Source organism: Gloeotrichia echinulata CP02 (assembly GCA_038087035.1).
In the GTDB taxonomy this organism is placed as follows: domain Bacteria; phylum Cyanobacteriota; class Cyanobacteriia; order Cyanobacteriales; family Nostocaceae; genus Gloeotrichia; species Gloeotrichia echinulata.
In genome coordinates this window covers 3,726,817-3,751,898 of record CP051187.1, presented here as the reverse complement: position 1 = coordinate 3,751,898, position 25,082 = coordinate 3,726,817, and the positions used below count along the sequence as shown (strand labels likewise).

Here is a 25,082-nt window from a genome sequence, read left to right as displayed (position 1 = left end):
AATCGCCTGCGCCTTACCCCCATGCATGAATGCAGGGGCTTCCACGGCGCGTTCGCGTAGCGTCACGAAGTGAGGACTTTGGTGAGAGAGAAAAATTAAAAGTTCAATCTACAAGGAAAAGCAAGGGCTGATAGTCCGCGCCCATAGACAATGAGTGCGGGGAATCCCTGCTCAAAAAAATTGCTGAATTGGCACAAATTAGGTATTTATATTTAGGAGAGTTCATGAGAATAGCAGTTCCCAAGGAAATTGAAGTTTGTGAACGTCGTGTAGCTTTAATTCCTGACACCGTAGCCCGATTAGTCAAACAAGGTTTAGAAGTGTCGGTAGAATCAGGTGCAGGAGAGCGATCCTTTTTCAGTGATTCGGCTTATGAAGCAGCAGGAGCCAAAATTATCGCAGATACTGCCACATTATGGGGTGAAGCAGATATTTTACTCAAAGTTAGCCCACCACAAGAGAGAGACAATGGACGTTCAGAAATTGACTTGCTCAAAGCAGGGGCTGTACTAATCAGCTTTCTCAATCCCTTGGGAAATCCCTTAATAGCACAGCAATTAGCAAATCGCCAAGTAACAGCCTTGAGTATGGAATTGATCCCCCGTACTACCAGGGCGCAAAGCATGGATGCTTTATCCTCCCAAGCCTCACTAGCAGGTTATAAAGCAGTATTAATTGCCGCAGCTGCATTACCAAAATACTTCCCTATGTTAACCACAGCCGCAGGGACAATTGCCCCAGCGAAAGTATTTATTATGGGTGCTGGTGTCGCCGGACTGCAAGCGATCGCCACCGCCAGACGCCTAGGTGCAGTAGTAGAAGCCTTTGATATCCGTCCCGCAGTCAAAGAAGAAGTGCAAAGCTTAGGGGCGAAATTCGTCGAAGTTAAACTAGATGAAGAAACTACCGCAGCTGGTGGTTACGCCAAAGAAATTTCCGAAGCCAGCAAACAGCGCACCCAAGAACTTGTCGCCGAACACGTCAAAAATTCCGACGTGGTGATTACCACCGCCCAAGTTCCCGGTAGAAAAGCACCAAGACTCGTAACAGAGGAAATGGTAGCGCAAATGAAACCCGGTTCCGTCATTGTAGACTTAGCCGCCGAACAAGGTGGAAACTGCGCCTGCACCGATCCCGGTAAAGACATTGTGTGGAACGGCGTCACCATTATCGGACCGATCAATCTACCATCATCAATGCCAGTCCACGCCAGCCAACTGTATGCGAAGAATTTAACATCCTTGATGCAACTGTTGATTAATAAAGACAAAGCTTTACAGGTGAACTTTGGCGATGACATCGTTGATGCGGCTACCATTACCCACGCCGGTGAAATTCGCAATCAACGAGTCAAGGAAGCTTTAGCAGCTTTGAACACTCAACAATCACCAGTTAGTTAGGGACTGGGGACTGGGGGAGTGTGAAGTTTCGTGTTCCAAGCTCGAAGTTTCGTGTTCCAAGCTCGAAGTTTCCTGTTCCAAGCTCGAAGTTTCCTGTTCCAAGCTCGAAGTTTCCTGTTCCAAGCTCGAAGTTTCCTGTTCCAAGCTCGAAGTTTCCTGTTCCAAGCTCGAAGTTTCGTGTTCCAAGCTCGAAGTTTCCTGTTCCAAGCTCGAAGTTTCCTGTTCCAAGCTCGAAGTTTCGTGTTTTGAAGTCGAAGTTTCGTGTTTTGAAGTCGAAGTTTCGTGTTCTGAAGCTAAAACTCCTCCCCCAATGCCCAATGCCCAATGCCCAATGCCCAATGCCCCATGCCCCATGCCCCATGCCCCATGCCCCATGCCCCATGCCCCATAATATCGTAAGGAGTTTTCATTTCATGACAGAAGCATTACTTGCTGCTTTATTTGTATTTGTGTTGGCGTCGTTTATTGGTTTTGAAGTCATCAACAAAATTCCGCCTACCCTACACACCCCCTTAATGTCGGGATCAAACGCAATTTCTGGTATTGCGGTACTGGGTGCAATTGTCGCTGCTGGTGAGAGAAACACAAATCTATCAGTAATCCTCGGTTTAATTGGTGTGGTTTTAGCAACCGTCAACGTCGTTGGTGGCTTTTTAGTTACAGACAGAATGCTGCAAATGTTCAAGAAAAAGGAGATTAAGGCGTGAGCGATTTTTTACCAACTGGAATTCAGCTGACGTATCTAGTTGCTTCATCCTTATTCATTTTGGGGCTGAAAAAGCTAGGTTCACCCGCCACAGCCCGGAATGGTAATGTGGTAGCGGCTGTGGGGATGCTGCTGGCGATTGTTGCCACACTGCTAGATCGGCATGTGTTGAACTACGAGATGATATTGTTAGGCTTGGCGATTGGTTCTGCTATTGGGGCGATCGCCGCTTACAAAGTGCAAATGACCGAAATGCCCCAAATGGTGGGTTTACTCAACGGTTTAGGTGGTGCGGCTTCTGCATTAGTCGCCGTTGCAGAATTCTGGCGCTTATTGGATGCTGGCGCCCCCGTACCCCTAGATGTCAACATTTCCATGCTGCTGGATGTGTTAATCGGTGGTGTTACCTTCACAGGTAGTTTTCTCGCCTTTGCCAAATTGCAAGGTTTAATTAGCGGTTCCCCGATTACATTTCCTTTCCAGCAACCATTTAACCTGTTACTGCTGGGTAGTTATTTAGTGGGTAGTGCCTACTTAATCATCACACCCGATAGCTTACCTGTATTTTTAGCAGTAGTTACGGTTTCTTTAATACTGGGTGTCATGTTCGTCATCCCCATTGGTGGCGGTGATATGCCCGTGGTAATTTCACTGTTGAACTCATTGTCAGGTATAGCCGCAGCCGCTGCAGGTTTCGTGGTAATGAACAATATGTTAATCATCGCCGGCGCATTGGTGGGTGCTTCTGGGATTATCCTTACCGAAATTATGTGTAAGGCGATGAACCGTTCTCTATTTAGTGTACTGTTCAGCGCCTTTGGTACTGGTTCTAGTTCTGGCGGTGGTGCTGCTGCTAGTGGTGGTGCAATAGATCAAACAGTCCGCAGCATCGATGCTGAAGAAGGGGCGATGATGTTGGGTTATGCCCGCTCTGTGGTTATTGTACCAGGTTACGGGATGGCAGTAGCGCAAGCACAACATAGCGTCCGGGAATTGTCAGATCAACTAGAACGGATGGGCGTTGATGTCAAGTACGCAATTCATCCCGTAGCTGGTAGAATGCCAGGACACATGAACGTATTGCTGGCTGAGGCAAATGTGCCTTATACCCAGTTGTATGATATGGATGATATTAATCCGCAATTTGAACAAGCGGATGTGGCTTTAGTCATTGGCGCCAACGATGTAGTAAATCCAGCGGCGCGGAGTGATGTTAATAGTCCGATTTATGGTATGCCGATTTTGGAAGTAGATCGGGCGAAGCAGACAATTGTGATTAAGCGCGGGATGAGTACAGGTTTTGCCGGTGTAGATAATGAGTTGTTCTACAAGGATAAAACTACGATGCTGTTTGGTAGCGCGAAGGATATGGTGGCGAAGTTGGTTTCTGAGGTGAAGCAACTTTAGCTTAACCCGGCAGAAGCCCCACACCATACCCGAAGTTGGTGTGGGATGAATGACGGGATAAAAACGAGACGCCCTCTAATTGTTTTTTACCCCAGGTAAAACAGATTAGAGGGCAGTTGAGTTTTTATCAATATCTTGAGATAGGTAATCACTTCTTGCTATTGTATCAGTGACGACAAAGCCTAAAATGCTGGTCTAACATAGTACCTTCTCCCAAAGAACTGTACAAAGATGGATAAAATCAAATCGTCTTAAAGCTACAAAAGTAGACCCAAGAATTTGGCGGAGCAGAAAAAAAGACTTAGATGATTTTTTAAAAGAAAAAAAGTAAAAAGCAATTAAACAGAAATATTAATCGAAATGGCAACAGGAATACCTAGAAATAACGGACGTAATCAGAAAAAACAACATATAATCCCCTTCCGTCTTGAATATGAAGGTAAAATGCCTATAGAAGATATATTAAAAATTAAACCAGCCCAGTTAAATCAGGTGATAAGTGTTGAAGGTTATCCAAGAAATAAACTGATATATGGAGACAATTTAACAGTTCTGAGTTCCTTGTTAAATGATGATAATGTTGCAGGTAAAGTTAGTTTAGTTTATATTGATCCACCCTACGCAACTGGCAGTAGTTTTGAGTCTCGTAATCAAGATCATGCTTACCATGATATAATGGAAGGTGCGGAATATTTAGAATTTTTGCGTCAACGTCTTGTCTTACTAAGAGAAATTTTATCAGATGAGGGTTCTATATATGTACATTTAGATGAAAAAATGGCTTTTGCAGTCAAAATTATAATGGATGAAATTTTTGGAACCAAAAATTTTCGTAATTTAATTACTAGAAAAAAGTGTAATCCTAAAAACTATACACGCAAACAATACGGTAACGTAGCCGATTACATTCTTTTTTATACAAAAACTGATAATTACTTCTGGAATCAGCAATTTGAACCTTGGAATGAGAATTCTATTAAGAAAGAATATCAATATATTGAAGCAGAAACTGGAAGACTCTATAAAAAAGTTCCCATTCATGCTCCAGGGGTAAGAAAAGGAGCAACAGGTCAACCTTGGAGAGGTATGCTACCACCTCCAGGTAAGCACTGGCAATATACTCCAGAAACTTTAGATGAAATGGATGCGCGGGGGGAAATTTACTGGTCTGGAACAGGTAATCCCAGGAGAAAACTCTACTTTGATAATAGTCAGGGGATTACCGTTCAAGATATTTGGCTTGATTTTAAGGATGCTCACAATCAAAATATTAAAATTACAGGCTATCCCACAGAAAAAAATTCAGATATGATTAAGCGAATAATTCTCGCTTCATCTAACGAGGGAGGTATTGTACTAGATGGCTTTGCAGGGAGTGGAACTACTATAGCTGTAGCTGAAGAATTAGGGAGAAAATGGATAGCTATTGATAATTCTCAACTGGCTATTGATACTATGGTTCTGCGTTTAGTTAAAGGAACTGAAGCAATGGGTGACTTTGTGAATGGAATAAATGCTAGTACCAAATACAGACAAATCAATCTAATAGAGATAAATAGAATTTTAAGAACTGGCTTGGATTTGTACATCGAACAATCACCTAGTTTAGACTTTATTCCTGATAAAACTATCAAAGATTGGGCTAACCAACTTAACTCTCCAACCAGTCTTTTGTAAACCTGTTATCTAGCATTTTTAGAGTACAAACCATGACTTTACCTTGTCCATAGTTTTCTAAATTAGCGTAATCATCCCACATAGATCCTAGAAGTAATCCTGGACCATCATTGAGCATAAATACTTTTAACGGCAAATTATAGGTGCTAGCGTAACTCAGAATTTCTGTTATTTTATCTCGATTTCCTCCTGTTCTATCATCTTCCTGAGATCCTCCTCTGTCAGAGTCATAACGAGCAAATCCAACTACCAATGGAGTACCATCTAACCTGGATATCAAAATATCTGCAGGAGTTTTGTTATTCCAGTTATGCAAAACCTCATTCAGCATTACATCTCTTCCTGCACGAACTGGCCCTCGAATTAAATAATTATTGCTAAACACTTTGTTAAACCATAAGAAAAAACTTTCTGTTAAGTCATAACCTTTTTGTCCTCGGTTGCTTTGCTCTAAAAGAATTGCCATCAGAGTTTCATCAGGGATGGGACGGCTTTTCACATTTCTTTTAACTTCTTCTATCTGACGAAATCTATAGCCAAAGTCTCTGATTATATCAGGTATTTTACCTTTCCTCTTGGTCATTTCAACGGATGTATCTGGTGATACATATCTACGAAACACTCTCAGAAGCTGAATTCGCAGAGGATCAGGCTCTTGTGTAATAATTTCAAGTAAATGTGTAGAGCTTGTTGCTGCCTCTACAATTTCTGTAAATCGTACTAATACTTTTTCATAGAGAATATGAGCTTCATCCAAGGAATCTGGATAAAAAGGTGAGTCAAATATAGTAATCCAACTAGATGCAGCTGTTTTGTAAATAGCAAATTTAGTCAACATTAAGTCTTTAGGTTGTAACCACAATACTTTTTAAGTATAAACAACAAAAGTATATAATAAAAGAAACTCAATAATTTTCCCAGATTGGCCGTAAGTGCGATATTTTAGGATTAATGATGAGCAAATTTAAATATCAAATGCTAATTCAATGGTCTGATGAAGATAACTGCTTTTTAGTCGGATTTCCCGATTTCCCTGGACAGCCTTTTCGGACGCATGGTGATACTTATGAGGAAGCTGTGATTGTTACCCAAACCAGTTTGCTGGACGTGATCGACCCGCTACAAATGTATGGGGTAGTGGAAGCTTTGCAACGCAGAACCGGCGAGTTAGAAGCTGAAAAAATACAACTGTTGAAAAACCGCAATATCCAACTAGAGCAGCAAGTCCAGCAACGCACGGCTTCACTCCAGTTAACAATGCATAGAGAAAAATTAGTGGCTGGGATTTCGGCTCTTGCGTGTATAGCGTGCTTAATTATTAATGAAAGTCGATTAAATTGCTTTAATAACAAGGCTTATAGGCGTTTATAATTTGATTTTTAGTAACAGTAGCTCAAATACAAAAAATAATGGCTTTTATCGGAGCCAGGCAAGGGTTTCAAACTTATTTTTTAACAAATTCAGCACGCTAAGTACGGAAGAGCCGATGCTATCATCAAAGTTTCAGAACAAGACCTGAAGAAAGTTGTCCAAGAAATCGTTGATAATGCCTTCAAATTTTCCCAATTTGGTCATCAAGTACGTTTGATTAGCAATACAAATGATCATTTTTTAACATTGTATATTATTAATAACGGTCGGGGTATGACAGCCGCACAAATTTCCCATATCGGCGCCTACATGCAGTTTGATCGTAAACTGTATGAACAACAAGGTTCGGGATTGGGATTAATCATCGCTAAACGCATCACCGAACTATATGGAGGAGAATTTTTCATTAAAAGTATACCCAATATCCAAACAATTGTGCGTATGACTTTTCCTGCTTGGAGCTAATCTTTTCTGGCAAATTTGGAGAATTTGGCATTAGGGACTACCAAAAAATAAATTACCCAATAATATTTGAGTCTTTAGGGTGTGTCAGTACCATTAATATATTGCATAACCCAAGTGTTCTCACACTTGATGCACTGTACCAGTTGGAGATTTTTATTCCTTTAGATATAAAACCATCAATCATAAGCAAAACTAGCGATAGATATATCATCATTTGAATTTTGGTTAAACTAATTTTTAAACTTACAGCAGTTTTCAGGTATTTAGACCACACCTCGATATCTGTATTTCTTTCTTCCTTTGCGCCTTCTCTACGTTCGCGAAGCGTGTCGGAGACAGACGCTACGCGAATGCGCCTTCTCTGCGTTCGCGTAGCGTGTCGAAGACAGACGCTGCGCGAATGCGTGAGATATAAAAATGTGGTTCATTTACCTGAAAATCGCTGTAAAACTTCAAGCCAGTAACTTTTGAAAAGCTAATGAGAGATTGTTTTAATGGCTTCTTATGACGGAGCGGCGCAGGCTATGAGTATAGCTCATAGCTAAAGTAGGGGCGCAAGGCCTTGCGCCCCTACCCAGATACAGTTCAGTTAAGGAAAATTGTCGTAGGGGCACGGCACGAATAAAATTGTCGTTAGAAGAAAAAATTGTGGATGCCGTGCCCCTACAGTGTATATCATTCGAGCCTAACTGAACTGTATTGGCCCATACCCAGGCCTTGCGCCCCTACAAAGCTTACTGAGGAGTCTTTTAACCTATTTCAATGGGTTGAAGCTAAAAGCTAGAAAACAACTACGGCTCTTAACCGAACCGTATTGGGTGGTTAGGATATTCTAAATTGCTAAAACCCTTGATGTGATTCCCCTAACCCCTAGTCCCTAACCCCTAGTCCCTAGTTATAATTACGAATTACGAATTACGAATTATGAATCACATGCGGCTAAAAAATGTAGTAACAGGTACTAATTATCATCAAGTAACCCAGCATGAAGTCCAACAGGGGACAAAAGCCCAAACGGATGGATTAAATATTCCCGATGTCGCGATAGGTTTGACACCAATTGGCTTGATGTTCGGTTGGGTAATTTTTTTTCTAATGTGGCGAAAGCTGAGAACAGCAGTAGACAACAAGATGGTTTTTACCATTAAAAAATTACATAAAGTTCCCTGTAAAAACTGTAAATACTACTCCAGCAACCATTATCTCAAGTGTGCAGTAGAACCTTCTCTTGTGATGAGCGAAGAAGCTAAGAATTGCTCTGAATACTCACCCGAAAATGGCAAGTTTTCTCCTAAAAATCTCTTTGGTAAAGACAGTAACCCCCATTAAGGGACCATTGGTGACAGGTTAAGGTTGTGATGCATTTGTCTATCTATCTATAGGATGAAAAATTTGCCAAATACCCCAATAGAAAACACTGTTTTTGGTTAGCAATTGCCTAATTTTTGTGTTCTCCATTTATTTTTGTGCTGAAACATCAGTAAAAAGCTGGTTTTGATACCGTCTTTTTCCCTAAATTATCAGCATAAATTCTAATTGACAAAAGCAATGTTATCTTAACCTGTCACGAATGGTCCCCAATCCCCAGTCCCCAGTCCCCAGTCCCCAGTCCCCAGCGATGCACTGAGCTTGTCGAAGTGTCCCCAGTCCCCAGCGATGCACTGAGCTTGTCGAAGTGTCCCCAGTCCCCAGTCCCCAGCGATGCACTGAGCTTGTCGAAGTGTCCCCAGTCCCCAATCCTGATTTTCATTTGCTCTAAAACTCAACCTTCATCTATTCTGATCAGAATATGAGGAAAGATGAAGAAAAATGGAGAAGAGCAAAACATGATCCAGATGTTAGCGGAGAGCTTGACTGAGATTGAGGCAAGATTACAGATTAATTGGGTTCTGGTAAATACCTGCTTACAGTTTACCAGTTGGGGATTCTTCTCACTTTTGCTCGCTGAGGTATTAAGAGACAGCTATCATGTTTTGTGTCACCAGGTGAGTTGGCTGTCTAAATGGCATAATAAGCACCATATGGCTTACCGCCGAGATTTATCGATCACATCTTTGAAAATTTACCAAGAGTCGCAGCTTTACCACGACATTGTAGAGTCGAGTCTCTTGGTGCTAATCTTGATGATAATTGCCTTAGTTGTGCAGCAAATGGGTTTGTGGCTGGGAGTCGTCTATGGGTTTACCTTCTTGTATGGTGCGTCCCTACGATATTTCCAGGGGTCAATTGACACAGATATTAACCACCTACCAGGGCCTTTACAGACAACACCATCGGTTTGGTTTGTGAATCGGTCTTACCATTGGCGTCATCATTTCGATGATGTTAATGCCTATTACAGCGGTGTCTTTTCCTTAGTGGATAAAATATTGGGAACAGGACTTTCCCTCAAAGGTAAAACCGTCGCTTTAACTGGAGCATCAGGAACCTTAGGGCAAGCATTAATCGCTGAATTTATCAAGTATAATGTCAAAGTGGTAGCATTGACAACTAATCCAGAGAAATTACCGACACAAGCCGGGGTGACAGTGCTGGGGTGGGAGTTGGGGAATGAAGCCGAACTGAGGTCAAGTTTAGAGAAAGTGGATATTTTGATCATCAACCACGGCATCAATGTCTATGGTAGCCGCACACCAGAGGCTATCAACTCCTCATATCAGGTGAATACCTTTTCGGCGTTACAGTTGATGGATATATTTCTGACAACTGTTACAGGACCACAAGCAAAAGCTACAAAGGAAATCTGGGTCAACACTTCTGAAGCGGAGGTTTCCCCAGCTTTCAGTCCACTGTACGAACTCAGCAAACAAGCGCTAGGAAATATTGTCACCCTCAAGCGCTTGGATGGAAGTTGTGTAATTCGTAAGTTAATCCTAGGTCCGTTTAAAAGTCAACTCAATCCTTATGGGGTGATGTCAGCAGCACAAGTTGCTCGTGGGATTTTGTTTTTGGCAAAGCGAGACTTCCGAGATATTATTGTGACAATCAATCCTCTGACTTATCTGCTTTTTCCCTTGAAGGAAATTAGTACCCATCTGTACTATCGGATTTTTACTAAGTCAGCTTAAGTGAGTTTTCACGCTATGTGAGAACGATTGTGGTTTGGGGCGCAAGGCCTTGCGCCCCTACAGATCATACAACTAGTCCCTTCCCGCTGGAAGATTACCGTTCGCGGAGCGTCCCGTAGGGAAATAATTTTTAGCTCACGCAAAGGCGCAAAGGCGCATTCGCGCAGCGTCTGTCTTCGACACGCTACGCGAACGCAGAGAAGAAGGAAAATTATAGGTAATCTTAGACCGGGAAGGGAGTAGTCCAAAAAACCCGATTTTCCCATACGATGAGCGGTTAAATGTCAGACCTAAAATATGCAAAACACATCATTTGTCTGGTTCACTGATGCACCCTATAAATTGAAGAAAATTGCCGATTTTTTTACATTTCAAATGTCAGTCCCTTAGACACTAGAAGCCAGAGGCGATTTGAGTTTCAGTTTGACTTTTGTGCCTTTTTTCAGAACTACTTCACCACCAGGACTAGACAATACATAAGCAGTGGCCGCAGCACCCCCAGCTAGTCCACCATGTTTTATATTGGCTTTTTTACCGACAAAATGACCTGCAACTGTTCCACCTAAAATAATGCCAGCATTTTGGAGAAATTTGCCTTTAGTTTTTGTCTCTAATTCGGTGTTAACTAAAGCAGCATCAATGGGATAAGTTGTACCATCTTTGAGAGCAATTTCATCAAATACTAGATGCAAACTAGCTTTTTTACCTTTAGCTGCTTTGACTACATCTTCCAAATGTCCTTGAATTTGGGCATCTTTGAAATTGATATTTCCACCCTTGACAGAGTTTTTGACGCGCATAATAAAGCGCTCATCATTAGTGTTTTTACCTGTAGATAACTCTTGTTGGAGAACAGTTTCAAAGGTGGTTCCTGTTGGTAGAATTGCTTGCTGAGTTGTCAGACTACTGGATTGAGTCTGACTAGAATTGTTGCTGGTTTTATCGTTTGGCTTACTACAAGCAACAGCGTTAGTGAGTAAGACTACACTCAATAGTACGGGAATAATTTTCTTCATGACTGGGGTTATTTGTAAAACTAAGTAGACTATATCATTCCTGTTTTATTTGTAAATGATCGCTGATACTTTTAAGATTTTTTTAATAACAAATTATGTCCAAATATTCGCCTAATGTACCAAATTATCTAGTGATGCGTTAGGCGATTACTCCGACTAAATTTAACGTTTTGTAGGGTGCGTCAGATTTGAAAAATTGGTGATTAACAAGAAAAATTGTTCGTAGAGAAGCGCATCTACGAACAACCCATCAAAGTTGCTGTGACAGACAGAGTACTAGCAAATTGGGAATCAGGTTTTACCGGATGGAAGACAGTGATTTAAGCGATTTGTTGATATTCAATACCTTTGGCACCAAAGCCTGTCTCTGTTGGCTCAATATTTTTAGCAGTGTCGCTGCTAGTAATTATCAACTGGGTGGCACCACGGTTAATGAAGAAGGCTTGGTAGGTACGTCCATCCTTGGTTGCAAGATATCCTTCCCAGGCGGTTTTCAGGTCTTTGGTTAATTTCGTCGCCGAAACGCCGCTGAGTTCGGTTTGGTTCGTTTTTTTGTTATACACATTCATGTATATCTTGGCACCCTCCTCATAAACTCTGACTAACCGCTTGTCAGTTTCAAAATATAGCCGCGTGTCTTCGTTGTCGGGATTTTGGCTAGGCTTGGAGGGATTTGGGGGCAATAATTTAATCACGTCTTCCCGTACCCAACCGACATCCTTCTGCTGTTTACCATAACTGACTTTATACCAAGTCCGACCTTCAGCAGATGTTTTATCCAGAATTTTAACGCGAGTCCCCAAAGGTTGCTTACTGACAATATTTGTCTCAGCTTTTGTCGAAGGCGTTGAGCGAATATTGGCTGGGCCTTTACCGTCGGTGACGTTACTTTTGAGTTCGCCGAATTGTTCAGTTATACTAGTCATGAGATATGTTCCTGCACCTAAAGTATAATTCCGGACTGAGTTAATTTATATAATTATTTACCCAAAATCATATTTTGACATACTCCCCGCCCTAAAAGGGCCCAGATTCTGGAGTCAAACAGCAATTGCTGGCTCTTGCCAGTCTAACATCACCTAACCCAATGGTTGATGCCCCAACCATTTTAACAGTGAACAGTTATCAGTAAACAGTTATCAGTTAAATACGAAGGCGAAACACCACACTTTGAAGGTGGAAGGCGTTGGTGGCGGGTCTTAACAGTAAACAGTGAGCAGTAAACAGTTATCAGTTAAATCCTTCATGGGACTGATAACTGATAACTGATAACTGATTTAAATCCCCCACCATACGCCGTCAGGACTGATAACTGATAACTGATAACTGATAACTGATAACTGATAACTGATAACTGATAACTGATAACTGATAACTGATAACTGATAACTGATAACTGATAACTGATTTAAAACCCGGTGGTCTGACTCCTTTCTTATTATGTTTAAAAAATAATTGGTAGGCTTTCTCTATGCGTTGACAGATATCTTGCACTGCTTGAGAACCTATTGATTGCCAAAATTGATGACGTTTTCTCAATTTGGCAATATGAGACTGGAGTTTTGCACAGTTTAAGTGTTTGCCCCACATCCGATAGTACCGTTTATGTAGAGCAATACAATGGTTATAGATCACCCCTGCGGCGTTGATCATCCGTTTCAGGTGTCTATTCCTTTTGTGTTCGTACAGCTTAAACTTTAGTGTAATCATGGGAATATTATATCAAAGTCGCCCTAGAAGGGCGAGGCTTTAAACCCATTTCTTTGGTAAAATTTCGGAATATTCTCAAAATTTTTGCACTAATATAAGTAAAATTCCTAGGCTATAGTCACTAATAATACTGTAATATCTGTTGTTAGGGCTGGGTAGAAATTTTTAACCCCATCTAACCTCATCTAACTCCATCTAACCCCATACTCTGGGCGCACATTAATAATCGTAGGGTGCGTGGCGCTTCGGTAAATATTGTACGCAGCTTACTTGACTTGTGGCTTCACGCACCATTATTTAAATGTAACACTAGCGTAAGTCTTGTTAAAATAAGGAAAATGTCACCGAGCGGAAATTGTCTATAAATGTAATTTATTCTATGTGTACTAGGACTTACGCAACCGGCACTATACCCGGATTTCTCACCAGATTTTTGTGACCGTTGCTTTCTCTACGTCCGAAGTCGTAAGGCCGGGTTCAGCGATATCCTCGTTAATAGTTGATGATCCTGATGAAACCGCCCCTACTTGTGAGAAATGCGGGTATAGCACAATACAGTTCAGTTAAGGAAAATTGTCGTAGGGGCACGGCACGAATAAAATTGTCATTAGAACAAAAAATTTTGGATGCCGTGCCCCTACAGTGTATATCATTCGAGCCTAACTGAACTGTATTGGGGTATAGCAGGGTGGGTCAGATTTGAGTTTTGCGTAATTCTCAACATATTTTTGGCATCTGACGCACCCTACAATATATGTTGATTGTAACGCTTGTGTAAGTTCTGTCTACAAAGACTACAGGTACAGAGCTAGTCCCAGCAGTCTTAATATATTGTAATGCGCCCTTATAAGTGCTTGAACAACTGACAATTAATTTATGAACGCTACACAAGAACAACTAAAAGTGAAATTTGAGCAGGCTTTAATCGCGGCTTTTGGCGCTGAGTACGCTGGAGTCGATCCGATTTTGGTGACTGCGAGTAATCCTAAATTTGGTGATTATCAGGCAAATTTGGCATTATCTTTGAGCAAACGCCAAGGAATGCAACCAAGGGCGATCGCTGCTGCTATCGTGGAAAAATTAGATGTATCAGAAATCTGTGAACCACCGGATATTGCAGGTCCTGGGTTTATCAATCTGAAACTGAAGACAGCATACCTGGAAGCACAACTAAACGCAATTATTCCAGATCCTCGCTTAGGTGTCCCCACGACAAAAACACCACAGCGGGAAATTGTGGATTTTTCCAGTCCCAATATTGCTAAAGAAATGCACGTAGGGCACTTGCGCTCAACTATTATTGGTGATAGCATCGCCAGAATTTTGGAATTTCGCGGTCATAATGTGCTAAGGCTCAATCATGTGGGTGATTGGGGTACGCAATTTGGGATGTTAATCGCCTATTTGCGGTTGGTTTACCCAGAAGCCCTCACCACCGCCAATGCTTTGGATATTGGCGATTTAGTCAGCTTTTACCGCCAAGCCAAGCAGCGGTTTGATGAAGATGAAGCTTTTCAAGAAACCGCACGCCAAGAGGTCGTAAGACTACAAGCAGGTGCAGAAGATACCATCCATGCTTGGAATCTGCTGTGTCAACAGTCAAGGCGAGAGTTTCAGGTAATTTATGATTTGTTGGACATCCAGTTGATTGAACGAGGTGAATCTTTTTACAATCCCTTGCTAGCAGCAGTTGTGGAAGATTTACAACAATCTGGCTTACTGGTAGAAAACCAAGGCGCAAAATGCGTTTTCTTGGACGGGTTTACCAACAGAGAAGGTGAGCCTCTACCCTTGATTGTACAGAAATCTGATGGCGGTTATAACTACGCCACTACAGATTTAGCGGCTATCCGCTACCGGATGCAAAAAGATGAGGCCAAGCGGATAATTTGTGTAACAGATGCTGGACAAGCAAACCATTTTGCCCAATTTATTCAGGTAGCACGCAAAGCCGGGTGGGTTCCCGATGACGTGGAACTGGTCCATGTACCTTTTGGTTTAGTGCTAGGGGAAGATGGGAAAAAATTCAAAACCCGTTCTGGGGATACAGTGCGGTTGCGGGATTTGTTAGATGAAGCGATCGCCCGTGCCCGTCAAGATGTAGAATCGAGATTACAAGCCGAAGAACGCACAGAAACGGCAGAATTCATTAACAAAGTTGCCGAAATCATTGGCATTAGTGCAGTTAAATATGCTGACTTAAGCCAAAACCGCACCAGTAATTACATTTTCAGCTACGACAAAATGCTGGATCTCAAAGGCAATACTGCACCCTATATGCTTTATGCTTATGCACGGGTTCAGGGGATTAGCCGCAAGGGTGAAATTAACTTTGCAGCTTTGGGTGATAATGCTAAAGTTATCTTGCAGCATGAAACTGAATTGAGTCTGGCAAAATCTTTACTTCAGCTAGGTGAAGTTATTACTACTTTAGAGCAAGATTTATTGCCAAATCGTCTGTGTGAGTATTTATTTCAACTGAGTCAAAAGTTTAATCAATTTTATGACCGCAATCTTGGGGTTCCGGTGTTAAATGCAGAAGAACCACTGCGGACATCTCGCTTAGTTTTGTGTGATTTAACGGCGAGAACGCTAAAGTTAGGATTATCTTTGTTAGGGATTGAGGTGTTGGAAAGAATGTAGGAGGTAGGATTTTTTAAACGCAGAGGTACGCAAAGGTAACGCAGAGGAACGCAGAGGAGTAAGTTACAGCCATTTTCAGGTAAATAGACCACGCTTTTGGGGCGCAAGGCCTTGCGCCCCTACGAAGGTCTGTGGTTATTGCCTATTTCTTTGACTATTGTATACCTACAGGACGATGTGGTAGGGGCGCAAGGCCTTGCGCCCCTACGAAGATCTGTGGTTATTGCCTATTTCTTTGACTACTGTATACCTACAGATTGATTTGAGGTTTAAAGTAAATAATAGACTGTGTGCGATCACTATAACTTCCAAGGTTTCCCCAGGAATACTGGAAAACTTTGTCAGGGGTATGATGACACTCATGCCGTAGACCACTAAACTTGCATACTGATGAATTCGTCATTATCTTTTGGTCATGGAGTTTGATATGACTTTAGCTGCTACGCCACAAACAAAGCCTTTAACCGATGAAGATCTGCAGAAAATCCACGCCTACTGGCGTGCTGCTAATTATCTTTCAGTGGGACAAATATATCTCCTCGATAATCCACTTTTAAGAGAACCCCTCAAGCAAGAACATGTTAAACCCCGGCTTCTGGGACATTGGGGAACTACACCAGGGCTGAATTTTATTTATGCTCACCTGAATCGAGTCATTAAAAAGTATGATCTGAATACGATTTACATTGCAGGCCCTGGTCATGGTGGCCCTGGACTGGTTGCTAATACCTATCTCGAAGGAACGTACAGCGAATATTACCCGAATATATCTGCAGATATTGAGGGAATACAAAAACTCTTCAAACAGTTCTCTTTCCCTGGTGGTATTCCTAGCCACGTTGCGCCGGAAACTCCCGGTTCTATCCATGAAGGGGGGGAACTGGGTTACGCGCTAGTCCATGCATACGGTGCGGCTTTTGACAACCCTGATTTAATCGTTGCTGCTGTTGTCGGTGACGGGGAAGCGGAAACTGGGCCTTTAGCCACAAGTTGGCATTCTAACAAGTTTCTTAACCCTGTGCATGATGGTGCTGTGTTGCCGATTCTCCATCTCAATGGGTATAAAATTGCTAACCCGACGGTGTTAGCGCGAATAAGTAATGAGGAGTTAGAAAGCCTATTTATTGGCTATGGCTACAAACCATACTTTGTGGAAGGTTCAGATCCCGCGATTATACATCAGGAAATGGCGGCAACTTTAGATACGATCATTGCCGAAATTCAAGCCATTCAAAGAGAAGCCCGTGTACATGGCTTTACTGAGCGTCCCCAATGGCCGATGATTATTCTGAGAACCCCCAAAGGTTGGACAGGACCCAAGGAAGTAGATGGGAAGAAAACGGAAGGTTCTTGGCGATCGCACCAAGTCCCCTTTAGCAATATTATCGGTAATCCAGAACACCTGAAATTACTGGAAGAATGGCTGAAGAGTTACAAACCAGAGGAACTATTTGACGCTAACGGTAAACTAATTCCAGCATTAGCAGAATTGGCGCCCCAAGGTAAGCGCCGCATGGGAGATAACCCCCACGCCAATGGTGGTATCTTGTTGCGTGACTTGAAAATGCCTGATTTTCGGAAATACGCCGTGGAAGTTCCCCATCCAGGTACGGTGAATGCGGAAGCTACCAAAGTTACCGGCAAATTCCTGCGGGATATCATGAAACTCAATCAGGAAAGCCGCAATTTCCGTATTGTCGGTCCTGACGAAACTGCCTCAAATCGCCTAGACCCAGTATTTGAAGTCACAGACCGCGCCTGGGTAGCTGAACACATCCCCGAAGATGATCACCTTTCACCTGATGGTCGGGTTATGGAAATTCTCAGTGAAACTACCTGTCAAGGATGGCTAGAAGGATACCTGCTCACAGGTCGTCATGGCTTCTTCTCTTGCTACGAGGCGTTCATCCATATTATTGATTCGATGTTCAACCAGCACGCCAAGTGGTTAAAAACAACCCGTCACATTTCTTGGCGTCGTCCCATTGCTTCCCTCAACTACTTACTCACTTCCCACGTTTGGCGACAAGACCACAATGGTTTCTCTCACCAAGACCCTGGTTTTATTGACCATGTAATCAACAAGAAATCAGAAATTATTCGCGTGTATCTCCCCCCCGACGCCAATACGCTACTGTCTGTAACTGACCATTGCTTAAAAAGCCGCAACTATGTTAACGTGATTGTGGCTGGTAAACAACCGGCGTTACAATATCTTGATATAGATGCTGCCATCAAGCATTGTACCAAAGGCATCAGTATTTGGGAATGGGCTAGTAATGACCGAGATAGTGAACCTGATGTAGTCTTAGGTTGTGCTGGGGATATTCCCACCTTAGAAACCTTAGCCGCTGTGGATATTCTCCGCCAACACTTCCCAGAGTTAAAGGTGCGGGTGGTGAATGTGGTGAATTTAATGACACTACAGCCACAAAGCGAACATCCTCACGGTTTAACCAGCAAAGATTTTGACACCATTTTCACCACCGATAAACCGATTATCTTTGCTTTTCATGGCTATCCTTGGTTAATTCATCGCCTCACCTATCGCCATACCAACCATAAAAACCTGCATGTGCGCGGTTACAAAGAAGAGGGAACTACTACCACTCCCTTTGATATGGTTGTCCTCAACGATCTTGATCGTTTCCACCTAGTCATGGACGTGATTGATCGCGTACCCAAATTAGGATATAAAGCCGCTTATGTTAAGCAGCAACTGCAAGATAAGTTGATTGAACACAAGCAGTATATATCCGAACATGGCGAGGATATGCCAGAAATTCGCGATTGGAAGTGGCCGTATTAGTATACACTGAACTACCCCACGGATGAATCCGGGGGCTAAAGTTGCAATATCGGTGTAGGGGCACGGCATCCAAAATCTTTTCTTCTAATGACAATTTTATTCGTGCCGTGCCCCTACGACAATTTTCCTTAACTGAACTTTATTGAAACAAGACCTACGCATCCGTCATACAGCAGATTGCAGGTAAATGAGGTACAGATATTACAATGATTTTTTGGTAAATAGACCATGTGGTAGGGGCGCAAGGCCTTGCGCCCCTACAGATTATCGATGTGTTGCAAACCTGAGTTCGACGTAAAAAAAGACTGAAAAGTAGACAGAGTAAACTTTGTAGCAATATACGGCTGTGTAATTTAATGTCAATAATCTGACAAAAACGAGAATAAGTGCAAATTAAGACACACTCAGTACTTAAAGAGAGGATACTGAATTTGTGATTTAATCAAACCTCCCCAATAATGAAATAATCACACAATGTAAATTAATGAATGTTACAGCTTTGAAGTCTTTCTGCCCAATATGGTACACCAAATGGGTAAACGCGAGAAGTGACTTTAAAAGGAAGTTGTCCTGCAGGCGCAGAAAGTTTATAAGAAATATTGGTTCTTGCGTACTTAGCGTGCTTAATTATTAATTAAAGTCTATAAATTTGCTTTAAAAGTAAGGCTTACAGGCGTTCATAATTTAATTTTTAGCAATATGATATAAAATACAGAAAATAATGGCTATTATCTTAGCTCTGCAAGGGTTTCAAGCGGATTATTTAATAAATTCAGCACGCTAAGTACGGAAGAGCCGTATTTACCATTTTGTAAAGTTTGACCTCGGTTGAAAATCATGGTGCAAATAAAAACCTATATAATTATGGCTTCATGCGGAACGACAAAATAATAGGACTTAAAGTTACCATAATTGACAAGAACAAAAGCATTACTTTTTGTCCTAACGTCGTATTTTCCCATACAAATGTAAAGTCTATACTTATGCCAAGACCTCTGTTTTCTTGAAGCACAATGCTTTGTGCAGTTCCTAAAAAAGAACTATAGAAATCATAAGCTATTGACATCACATGAACTGGTCTTAACCATTTATAATCATCACTTGCATTGGTATCCCAAATTTCGGCTGCATTGAAACTTAAACCTACTATCAGAAGACTACCTACAACAGCAGTTATGTAAACAACTATATTTTGCAGTTGGAAATCAGTGACTCCAAACAGACCAATTATTCCTAACAGACTTGTTACAAAATCCCAAATAGTACCAAGAAAAAATATCCAAGTTAAATAATCTTTCACTTTTTATCTCCTTTAATGTTATCTTAAAATCAGAATGATGAATACAATAATTACTGCTATTACAAAAGCTAATAGTGTCAGATTTTGCGACGAAGATAGCCATGATAAAGATAATTTACGGGGAGAATTAGGTTTGTTTGTCTCTGTGAGAATTCTAGTTTCAATTACATATTTTTGAATTTGCCAATGCTTCAAAAATTGCTGTAAATTTGGTTCTGATATCAGCAAATTTAAGTCTGGCTGTGGAATGTTGGATGAATCAATAATAAATTCATACTCAACATCAATCAACACATCAATCAACAATTGTGGGTGCGAATTAAGTTCTTGGTTCCATTTGCTGGAAAAATTAAGCAATTTTTTTTCTTTTGTGGATATAATTAATCCTTTGATGACCTGATTTAACTCGTCTACAAAATTTCTCTCATTCTGTGGTTGCACTAGCACCGGACCTATCTGTAAAATAATTTTTTTACGCATCAATTTCATACCTCTGGTTCACTACAATTTTGAGATTGTGATTTAGAGTGGAATATATTGCTACTTTAGCAGGCATGTATAAATTTTTAATCTAAAAACAGTAATAAGAAGGTAATAACCTTGTAATATAAAGGTATTTATATAAGTAGTACGCATTACTTAGTAATATGAGATGCATTTTTTGAGGTTAATTCAGATGTTGCACCTTCTCAATCAAGGTAGGCATTGCTTACTATATACAGGATCTAGTGGGCATAGCCCAGCCTACGAGGATTTCACAAATCACATAGGAATTTTTTAGTAGTAAAAGCTGATGAATTGTGCTAAAATCCACCTTGTTCGCTATGCTCTAGGCAAAAATTTAAACTTCATTATCGAGGTAATGTAACGAATGACAGTTGACGAAGCTCTAGAAATTGTGGAAGCGGCTCTAGATTATGAAAGCTTAAACAAAGTTCAAGAGCTTGTGTTTCGACAATCTTGGGAAGGTTTGTCTTATATAGAAATTGCTAGAGCTAGCGGATATGAACCAGATTATATTAAAGATGCAGCTTCTAAATTATGGAAACTGCTCTCAAAAGTATTAGAAGAGAAAGTAAAAAAAGATAATTTGCGGTCAGTTTTCAAGCGACATTTACGGCGACATCAACTGAATTTACAGCGAAATTTGGTTATTGAAGTAAACCTGAGTGGTGCAAATCTTAGTGGTGCAAATCTTAGTGGTGCTAGACTATTTGCTAATTTAAGTGAAGCTGATTTAGTGCAGTCAGATTTAGAGAAGAATACTGAATTAAATAAAGAAAATATCTTGACTGAAGAGGAAGATAATCAGGGTAGCAAGTCTAATTCAAAAGAAAAGATATATGATTGGAATGGCTTGCATTTCTCTTCAGAATCAGAAGTAAAAATTGCCCAAGCGCTGGAAAATGCAGGTGTTCTCTTTTTTGCAAATTCTAAAGTGCGGCTGACAACCCCAGAAGGTAGAAAAAATGAAGAACCTGATTTTCTAATTTTTCACCAAGGTAAGTGGGGGATAATAGAAGTTTTGCACGAAGATGTAGCCAGTAATCAAGAACGCGATCGCATTCTGCAAACTCATGGTATTTCTCTTATAGAATATTATGATGCTACCAGATGCTGTGAAGAATCATATACCATAGTGCAGGAGTTTTTGCAAAAATTACAGCAATTTTACGGTTGATGCATAACATCGTCGGGGTCTTTCCGTCCTTACAGATGAAGCTTAATATTTATTTAATCTCTACAAAAAGCTTCTTTCCTAAAGCCTGGGCATATTTTTCTAAAGTAACAATCCCGACATCTTCAGCATTATCTTCAATATTGACAATAATAGATTCATCTAAATTTAAGCGACGTGCTAATTCTGCTTGGGTAATTCCAGCCGCAATTCTTGCCTGCGCTAATATTACCCCAATTTTAAAACTGACATAACCAGATTCAAAATCTTCAGCAAATTCAGGATCAGTCTGCTTGCGTTTGGTAATATATTTTTCTACGTCACTCATATTTCCTCTACTTTACTTTCGGTTCAAATAATCTCGTTTTCGCTGTTCTGCTAGTTCAATCTGTTGGGATGGAGTTTTTTGTGTCTTTTTGGCAAAGCCGTTAGTTACAATAACCAAATTATCATCATCGAAAAAACCAAGTAACCGAAATGCATTATTGCCAACCTGAACTCTTACTTCCCAAATGTCATCCGTATTGACCAATTTTTTTAAATATTGATTTGGTACTTTATCAAGTTCCTGTATCAACCGTAAAACCCAAAGCACTTTTTGTGCTTGTTTTCCAGATAAAGAATCTATAAATTCTTCAACGGGGCATTTGTCCGTATCTGTGCGATAAAAGATAATTTCTCTCATGCTGGAGAATTTTACTTACTCCTCAGATTAATGAGTTTACGGCCTTCCCATTGTATAGCAAACTTACTCATCGTCAAAAATTTAAGGTGCGTTTACTCTCTGTGACAACGCACCCTACATTGATACATCATATCGCCGGGGCGGGGTCTCCCCGCCCGATCTCTACCGATAATCTTGGCTTTGAATACTCCTTAATCGCGCCGCATCACGCATGTTGTAATCAGCGCGAGTAAAGCGATTTAACTGGCCTTCAAAAAACTCGCGATTCGCTTGTAAATGATGGGTATTTTGGTCATCTAAGGGATATAAAAGTGCAGTTCTTAATGCTTGAATGACCGCTGAAGTTACGTTGTACATTGACCTTTGGAAACTAATTCCCAATTGAATCAACATATCTTCTTCGCCACGACAATATTGTTTGTAGTAATCAACAAGATATTGTGGTAAGAAGTGCAACATATCTTGCATTAATAATGTTGGGGGAATCCCTGCAGTACCTACAGGGAAAACGTCAGCATAAAGAATTCCATAGTGGAAGTCTTTTTGCTCATCAGGTACTTGACCTGCTTGTGCATTATAAGATTTTGTGCCTCTGAAGGGTGCGGTGCGATAAAAAACGGCTTCTACGTAGGGTAATGCTGCTTCATATAGCCAGGTGAACCCTTTGGATTTGGGGATGATTTCGTAACATTTACCGCGAATATAAACATGGTGGTAAATGGGACGACCAGCTATGGCAAATATACCATTGACTAGGAAATTCATGGCATCGGGAACGCCTTTAAATCCACCTTCATCATATATATCTGACATTTCAAAGAATACGGGTGCCATGACTTCCCAGAACAAGCCCAGGTTAGAATAATAAGACATCTGCCGACACTGTTCTAAAAACATTTCTGGGAACATTTTATGCAGCGCCAACATTGCTGGATTGCCTTGGAAATAAGCTTTAATTGCTATATCGGCATTAGCTTTATATTCTTCCGAATCTAGGTAAGCGTCAAATTGATTTACTGGCGCGTACATATGACGGTGCCAAAGCATCGCCCGCATACAAGCTTCAGCAAATTCCATGTTGATGCGATCATGTAATAAATGATGAAATAATCTGGATAATTTGCCTGTTTCACCTTTTTCGATAAATGCCAAAAGTTCTGGATGGGCTGTAGCTTCACCACGCCAAATCCTTAAATCGGCGTCGTCGCCTGCATAATGATTATGTCTGTCTAAATACTCTTTGGGCAAGAAGTATTTAAAGAAGGGAAAGGGGTTTAAAAATTCGCGTTCGGCGATATAAAGTAGGTCGCGCCAGTAGAAATCCATCGGCACGGCGTAAGCTTTATATAAGCCGATGATTTGCATCAGATTTTCTGGCGTATCTGGTAACATCGAACCGCCTGCTTCTAATCGATGAATTACTTCAGCAAATTCATGTGTAGAAGGAGGTAATTTAGTTGCTATTTTCTCTGGAGTTTGTACCATTTTAATTTCCTGAGTAGTGGTAACAGTATTTATTTTGTTTTTTGTAGTTATCCCTGCTGTAAAAATAATGTAGTCAGGACTTTAATTCTGAAAATATCAGGACTAAAGTCTTTACTAAACTACAAGGTAGTTACCTATGTTTACGGCTTCAAGGCTACTTCAGAAGTGATGGTTTTTTCTAAGGCGGGAATTGTCGCTACTATGGCTGTAGTTGTGGGTTCAGTCCAACGTACTAACCAAGTGGGTTGGATTCCTAAAAAGATGATTAAAGCTGCCAAAATCAAAGCTGGGGTTTTCTCAGACGATAGCACTTTGGGATAGTAGGCTAAATTGTTGTCGAGTCTCCCAAAACAGGTGCGGTTGAGCAGGATGACAAAATATACTGCGGTTAGCGCACTCGATAAGACACACAAAAGTGTTGGTATGGGAAAGACGGAGAAACTGCCCTGAAAAACCAGAAATTCGGCGACAAATCCTGTTAAACCGGGAATACCAGCGCTAGCCATTCCACTTAAAACTAGTAGGGCGCTAATGAGGGGTAAACCACGGATGGGACTCATTAAACCATTGAGTTTATCTAACTCACGGGTGCCCACTTTATCTTCCACGATTCCCACTAACAGGAAGAGAATAGCGAGGATGATACCGTGGCTAAACATTTGAGCGACTGCGCCGACAAGTCCTAGAGCGGTGGTGGCTGCACTAGCTAGTAATATATAGCCCATGTGACCAATCGAACTATATGCTACCATCCGCTTGATGTCTTTTTGGGCGATCGCCACTAATGCCCCATAAATAGCACTAACTGCTCCCCAAATTGCTAATGTTGGTGCAAAAATACTCCAAGCTTCGGGGAACATACTCATACCAAACCGCAAAAGTCCATAGGTTCCCAGCTTCGCCAACACGCCACCAAGTAACATCGCCACTGGTGCGGAAGCTTCAACGTAAGCATCAGGTAACCAAGTATGGAAGGGAACTAGGGGAATTTTGATGCCAAAACCCAGGATTATTCCTATAAGTAGGATAATCTGCATTCCCGTTGAGAGGGTTTGAGTCGAGATGGCGTCTAAAGCAAAACTAGAAGAACCAGTTAGCCATACCATACCCAAGAATGTCGCCAGAATTAATGCTCCGGAAACTGCTGTATAAATCAGAAATTTGATGCCAGCATAAGCCCGTTTTTCGCCCCCCCAAATGGAAATTAGCAGATAAAAAGGGATTAATTCTAGTTCGTAAAACAGGAAGAATAGCAGTAAATTTTCTGCTAGAAATGCACCTGCAACTCCACCACTCACTAATAACATCATGGAGTAGAAAAAACGGGGGCGTTCAGTTTCTTTACTGCTGCTGTAAATAGCAATCCAGGTGATTAGACCATTTAAAACCAACATCAATATTGATAGTCCATCAACCCCTAATTGATAACTTAAACCAAGGGTTTCATTCCAAGGAATATATTCTCGAAACTGCATCCCCGGATTGCTAATATCAAATTTCACCAGGATGAAAAGATTCCACAACAGAACTAACCCAGCTAGGGTTAAAGCTGCTAAACGTACTCGACTTGCTTTGACGACGCTACCTGGCCAAAACCCGATAATTGCAGCGCCAATAATTGGTGCCCAGATTAAAATACTCAGCATATTAATTTCGGTTTGG

22 protein-coding genes and 2 pseudogenes are annotated in these 25,082 nt (G+C 41.2%); 12 read left to right on the top strand and 12 right to left on the bottom strand.

Annotation, left to right across the window (positions count from 1 at the left end):
* Positions 1-224 precede the first annotated feature (224 nt).
* Positions 225-1,400 carry a Re/Si-specific NAD(P)(+) transhydrogenase subunit alpha gene (locus HEQ19_16480; GenBank protein WYM00858.1) on the top strand — a complete coding sequence of 392 codons (1,176 nt, stop codon included), beginning with the start codon at positions 225-227 and terminating at the stop codon, positions 1,398-1,400.
* Here the strand turns inward: HEQ19_16480 and HEQ19_16475 are convergent.
* Complete coding sequence (locus tag HEQ19_16475; protein ID WYM00857.1) at positions 1,386-1,754, bottom strand: hypothetical protein; 369 nt, start codon at positions 1,752-1,754, stop codon at positions 1,386-1,388. The genes HEQ19_16480 and HEQ19_16475 overlap by 15 nt on opposite strands.
* Positions 1,755-1,813: 59 nt before the next feature.
* Here HEQ19_16475 and HEQ19_16470 point away from each other — a divergent pair, with 59 nt between their 5' ends.
* From HEQ19_16470 to HEQ19_16455, 4 genes are all read left to right on the top strand, one after another.
* Positions 1,814-2,107 (top strand): NAD(P) transhydrogenase subunit alpha, encoded by a 294-nt coding sequence (locus HEQ19_16470; GenBank protein WYM00856.1) that lies wholly within the window; start codon positions 1,814-1,816, stop codon positions 2,105-2,107.
* Positions 2,104-3,513: an NAD(P)(+) transhydrogenase (Re/Si-specific) subunit beta gene (locus HEQ19_16465; protein ID WYM00855.1), complete on the top strand. Its 1,410-nt coding sequence runs from the start codon at positions 2,104-2,106 to the stop codon at positions 3,511-3,513. Before HEQ19_16470 ends, HEQ19_16465 begins: the two co-directional genes overlap by 4 nt.
* A 235-nt stretch (positions 3,514-3,748) precedes the next feature.
* The gene (locus HEQ19_16460; GenBank protein ID WYM03457.1) at positions 3,749-3,844 is read left to right on the top strand and encodes a hypothetical protein; all 96 of its coding nucleotides are present in this window, start codon (positions 3,749-3,751) and stop codon (positions 3,842-3,844) included.
* A gap of 29 nt (positions 3,845-3,873) precedes the next feature.
* Complete coding sequence (locus HEQ19_16455; protein WYM00854.1) at positions 3,874-5,190, top strand: site-specific DNA-methyltransferase; 1,317 nt, start codon at positions 3,874-3,876, stop codon at positions 5,188-5,190.
* Here HEQ19_16455 and HEQ19_16450 read toward each other — a convergent pair.
* Positions 5,165-6,028, bottom strand: a complete 864-nt coding sequence (locus tag HEQ19_16450; protein WYM00853.1) for a hypothetical protein — start codon at positions 6,026-6,028, stop codon at positions 5,165-5,167. The genes HEQ19_16455 and HEQ19_16450 overlap by 26 nt on opposite strands.
* Before the next feature lie 116 nt (positions 6,029-6,144).
* On the opposite strand from HEQ19_16450, the pseudogene HEQ19_16445 reads away from it, so the two are divergent.
* The 3 genes and pseudogenes from HEQ19_16445 (at position 6,145) to HEQ19_16435 (ending at position 8,355) form a co-directional block, all read left to right on the top strand.
* Positions 6,145-6,270, top strand: a pseudogene (locus tag HEQ19_16445) (type II toxin-antitoxin system HicB family antitoxin).
* A 378-nt stretch (positions 6,271-6,648) separates the two neighbouring features.
* Positions 6,649-7,026, top strand: coding sequence for an ATP-binding protein (locus HEQ19_16440; GenBank protein WYM03456.1), 378 nt, complete (start codon positions 6,649-6,651; stop codon positions 7,024-7,026).
* 924 nt (positions 7,027-7,950) lie between these two features.
* Positions 7,951-8,355 (top strand): hypothetical protein, encoded by a 405-nt coding sequence (locus tag HEQ19_16435; protein WYM00852.1) that lies wholly within the window; start codon positions 7,951-7,953, stop codon positions 8,353-8,355.
* Between the two features lie 227 nt (positions 8,356-8,582).
* Here the strand turns inward: HEQ19_16435 and HEQ19_16430 are convergent, their stop codons facing one another.
* Complete coding sequence (locus tag HEQ19_16430) at positions 8,583-8,792, bottom strand: hypothetical protein (protein ID WYM00851.1); 210 nt, start codon at positions 8,790-8,792, stop codon at positions 8,583-8,585.
* Positions 8,793-8,852: 60 nt separating this feature from the next.
* Here HEQ19_16430 and HEQ19_16425 point away from each other — a divergent pair, with 60 nt between their 5' ends.
* On the top strand, positions 8,853-10,094 hold the full coding sequence (locus tag HEQ19_16425; GenBank protein WYM03455.1) for a bifunctional sterol desaturase/short chain dehydrogenase: 1,242 nt from the start codon (positions 8,853-8,855) through the stop codon (positions 10,092-10,094).
* Positions 10,095-10,480: 386 nt separating this feature from the next.
* Here HEQ19_16425 and HEQ19_16420 read toward each other — a convergent pair whose 3' ends face one another.
* From HEQ19_16420 to HEQ19_16410, 3 genes and pseudogenes are all read right to left on the bottom strand, one after another.
* Positions 10,481-11,110, bottom strand: coding sequence for a hypothetical protein (locus tag HEQ19_16420; protein ID WYM00850.1), 630 nt, complete (start codon positions 11,108-11,110; stop codon positions 10,481-10,483).
* Between the two features lie 320 nt (positions 11,111-11,430).
* Positions 11,431-12,036, bottom strand: coding sequence for an SH3 domain-containing protein (locus tag HEQ19_16415; protein ID WYM00849.1), 606 nt, complete (start codon positions 12,034-12,036; stop codon positions 11,431-11,433).
* Between the two features lie 481 nt (positions 12,037-12,517).
* Positions 12,518-12,820, bottom strand: a pseudogene (locus HEQ19_16410) (RNA-guided endonuclease TnpB family protein).
* 876 nt (positions 12,821-13,696) lie between these two features.
* Between HEQ19_16410 and argS the strand changes: the two are divergent.
* The gene (gene argS / locus HEQ19_16405) at positions 13,697-15,463 is read left to right on the top strand and encodes an arginine--tRNA ligase (GenBank protein ID WYM00848.1); all 1,767 of its coding nucleotides are present in this window, start codon (positions 13,697-13,699) and stop codon (positions 15,461-15,463) included.
* A gap of 427 nt (positions 15,464-15,890) precedes the next feature.
* Positions 15,891-18,272: a phosphoketolase family protein gene (locus tag HEQ19_16400; protein WYM00847.1), complete on the top strand. Its 2,382-nt coding sequence runs from the start codon at positions 15,891-15,893 to the stop codon at positions 18,270-18,272.
* 862 nt (positions 18,273-19,134) lie between these two features.
* On the opposite strand, the gene HEQ19_16395 is transcribed toward HEQ19_16400, so the two are convergent.
* Both HEQ19_16395 and HEQ19_16390 read right to left on the bottom strand, forming a co-directional pair.
* Positions 19,135-19,572 (bottom strand): hypothetical protein, encoded by a 438-nt coding sequence (locus tag HEQ19_16395; protein WYM00846.1) that lies wholly within the window; start codon positions 19,570-19,572, stop codon positions 19,135-19,137.
* A gap of 18 nt (positions 19,573-19,590) precedes the next feature.
* Positions 19,591-20,052, bottom strand: a complete 462-nt coding sequence (locus HEQ19_16390; GenBank protein ID WYM00845.1) for a hypothetical protein — start codon at positions 20,050-20,052, stop codon at positions 19,591-19,593.
* A gap of 391 nt (positions 20,053-20,443) precedes the next feature.
* Here HEQ19_16390 and HEQ19_16385 point away from each other — a divergent pair, with 391 nt between their 5' ends.
* Positions 20,444-21,253, top strand: coding sequence for a pentapeptide repeat-containing protein (locus HEQ19_16385; GenBank protein ID WYM00844.1), 810 nt, complete (start codon positions 20,444-20,446; stop codon positions 21,251-21,253).
* A gap of 49 nt (positions 21,254-21,302) precedes the next feature.
* Here HEQ19_16385 and HEQ19_16380 read toward each other — a convergent pair whose 3' ends face one another.
* The 4 genes from HEQ19_16380 to HEQ19_16365 form a co-directional block, all read right to left on the bottom strand.
* Positions 21,303-21,578, bottom strand: coding sequence for a helix-turn-helix transcriptional regulator (locus HEQ19_16380; GenBank protein WYM00843.1), 276 nt, complete (start codon positions 21,576-21,578; stop codon positions 21,303-21,305).
* 12 nt (positions 21,579-21,590) lie between these two features.
* The gene (locus HEQ19_16375) at positions 21,591-21,935 is read right to left on the bottom strand and encodes a type II toxin-antitoxin system RelE/ParE family toxin (protein ID WYM00842.1); all 345 of its coding nucleotides are present in this window, start codon (positions 21,933-21,935) and stop codon (positions 21,591-21,593) included.
* A 162-nt stretch (positions 21,936-22,097) separates the two neighbouring features.
* A complete protein-coding gene (locus tag HEQ19_16370) occupies positions 22,098-23,420 on the bottom strand; it encodes a CO2 hydration protein (GenBank protein ID WYM00841.1) in 1,323 nt (440 codons plus the stop codon).
* A gap of 140 nt (positions 23,421-23,560) precedes the next feature.
* Complete coding sequence (locus tag HEQ19_16365; GenBank protein WYM00840.1) at positions 23,561-25,066, bottom strand: NADH-quinone oxidoreductase subunit M; 1,506 nt, start codon at positions 25,064-25,066, stop codon at positions 23,561-23,563.
* Between the last annotated feature and the right edge of the window lie 16 nt (positions 25,067-25,082).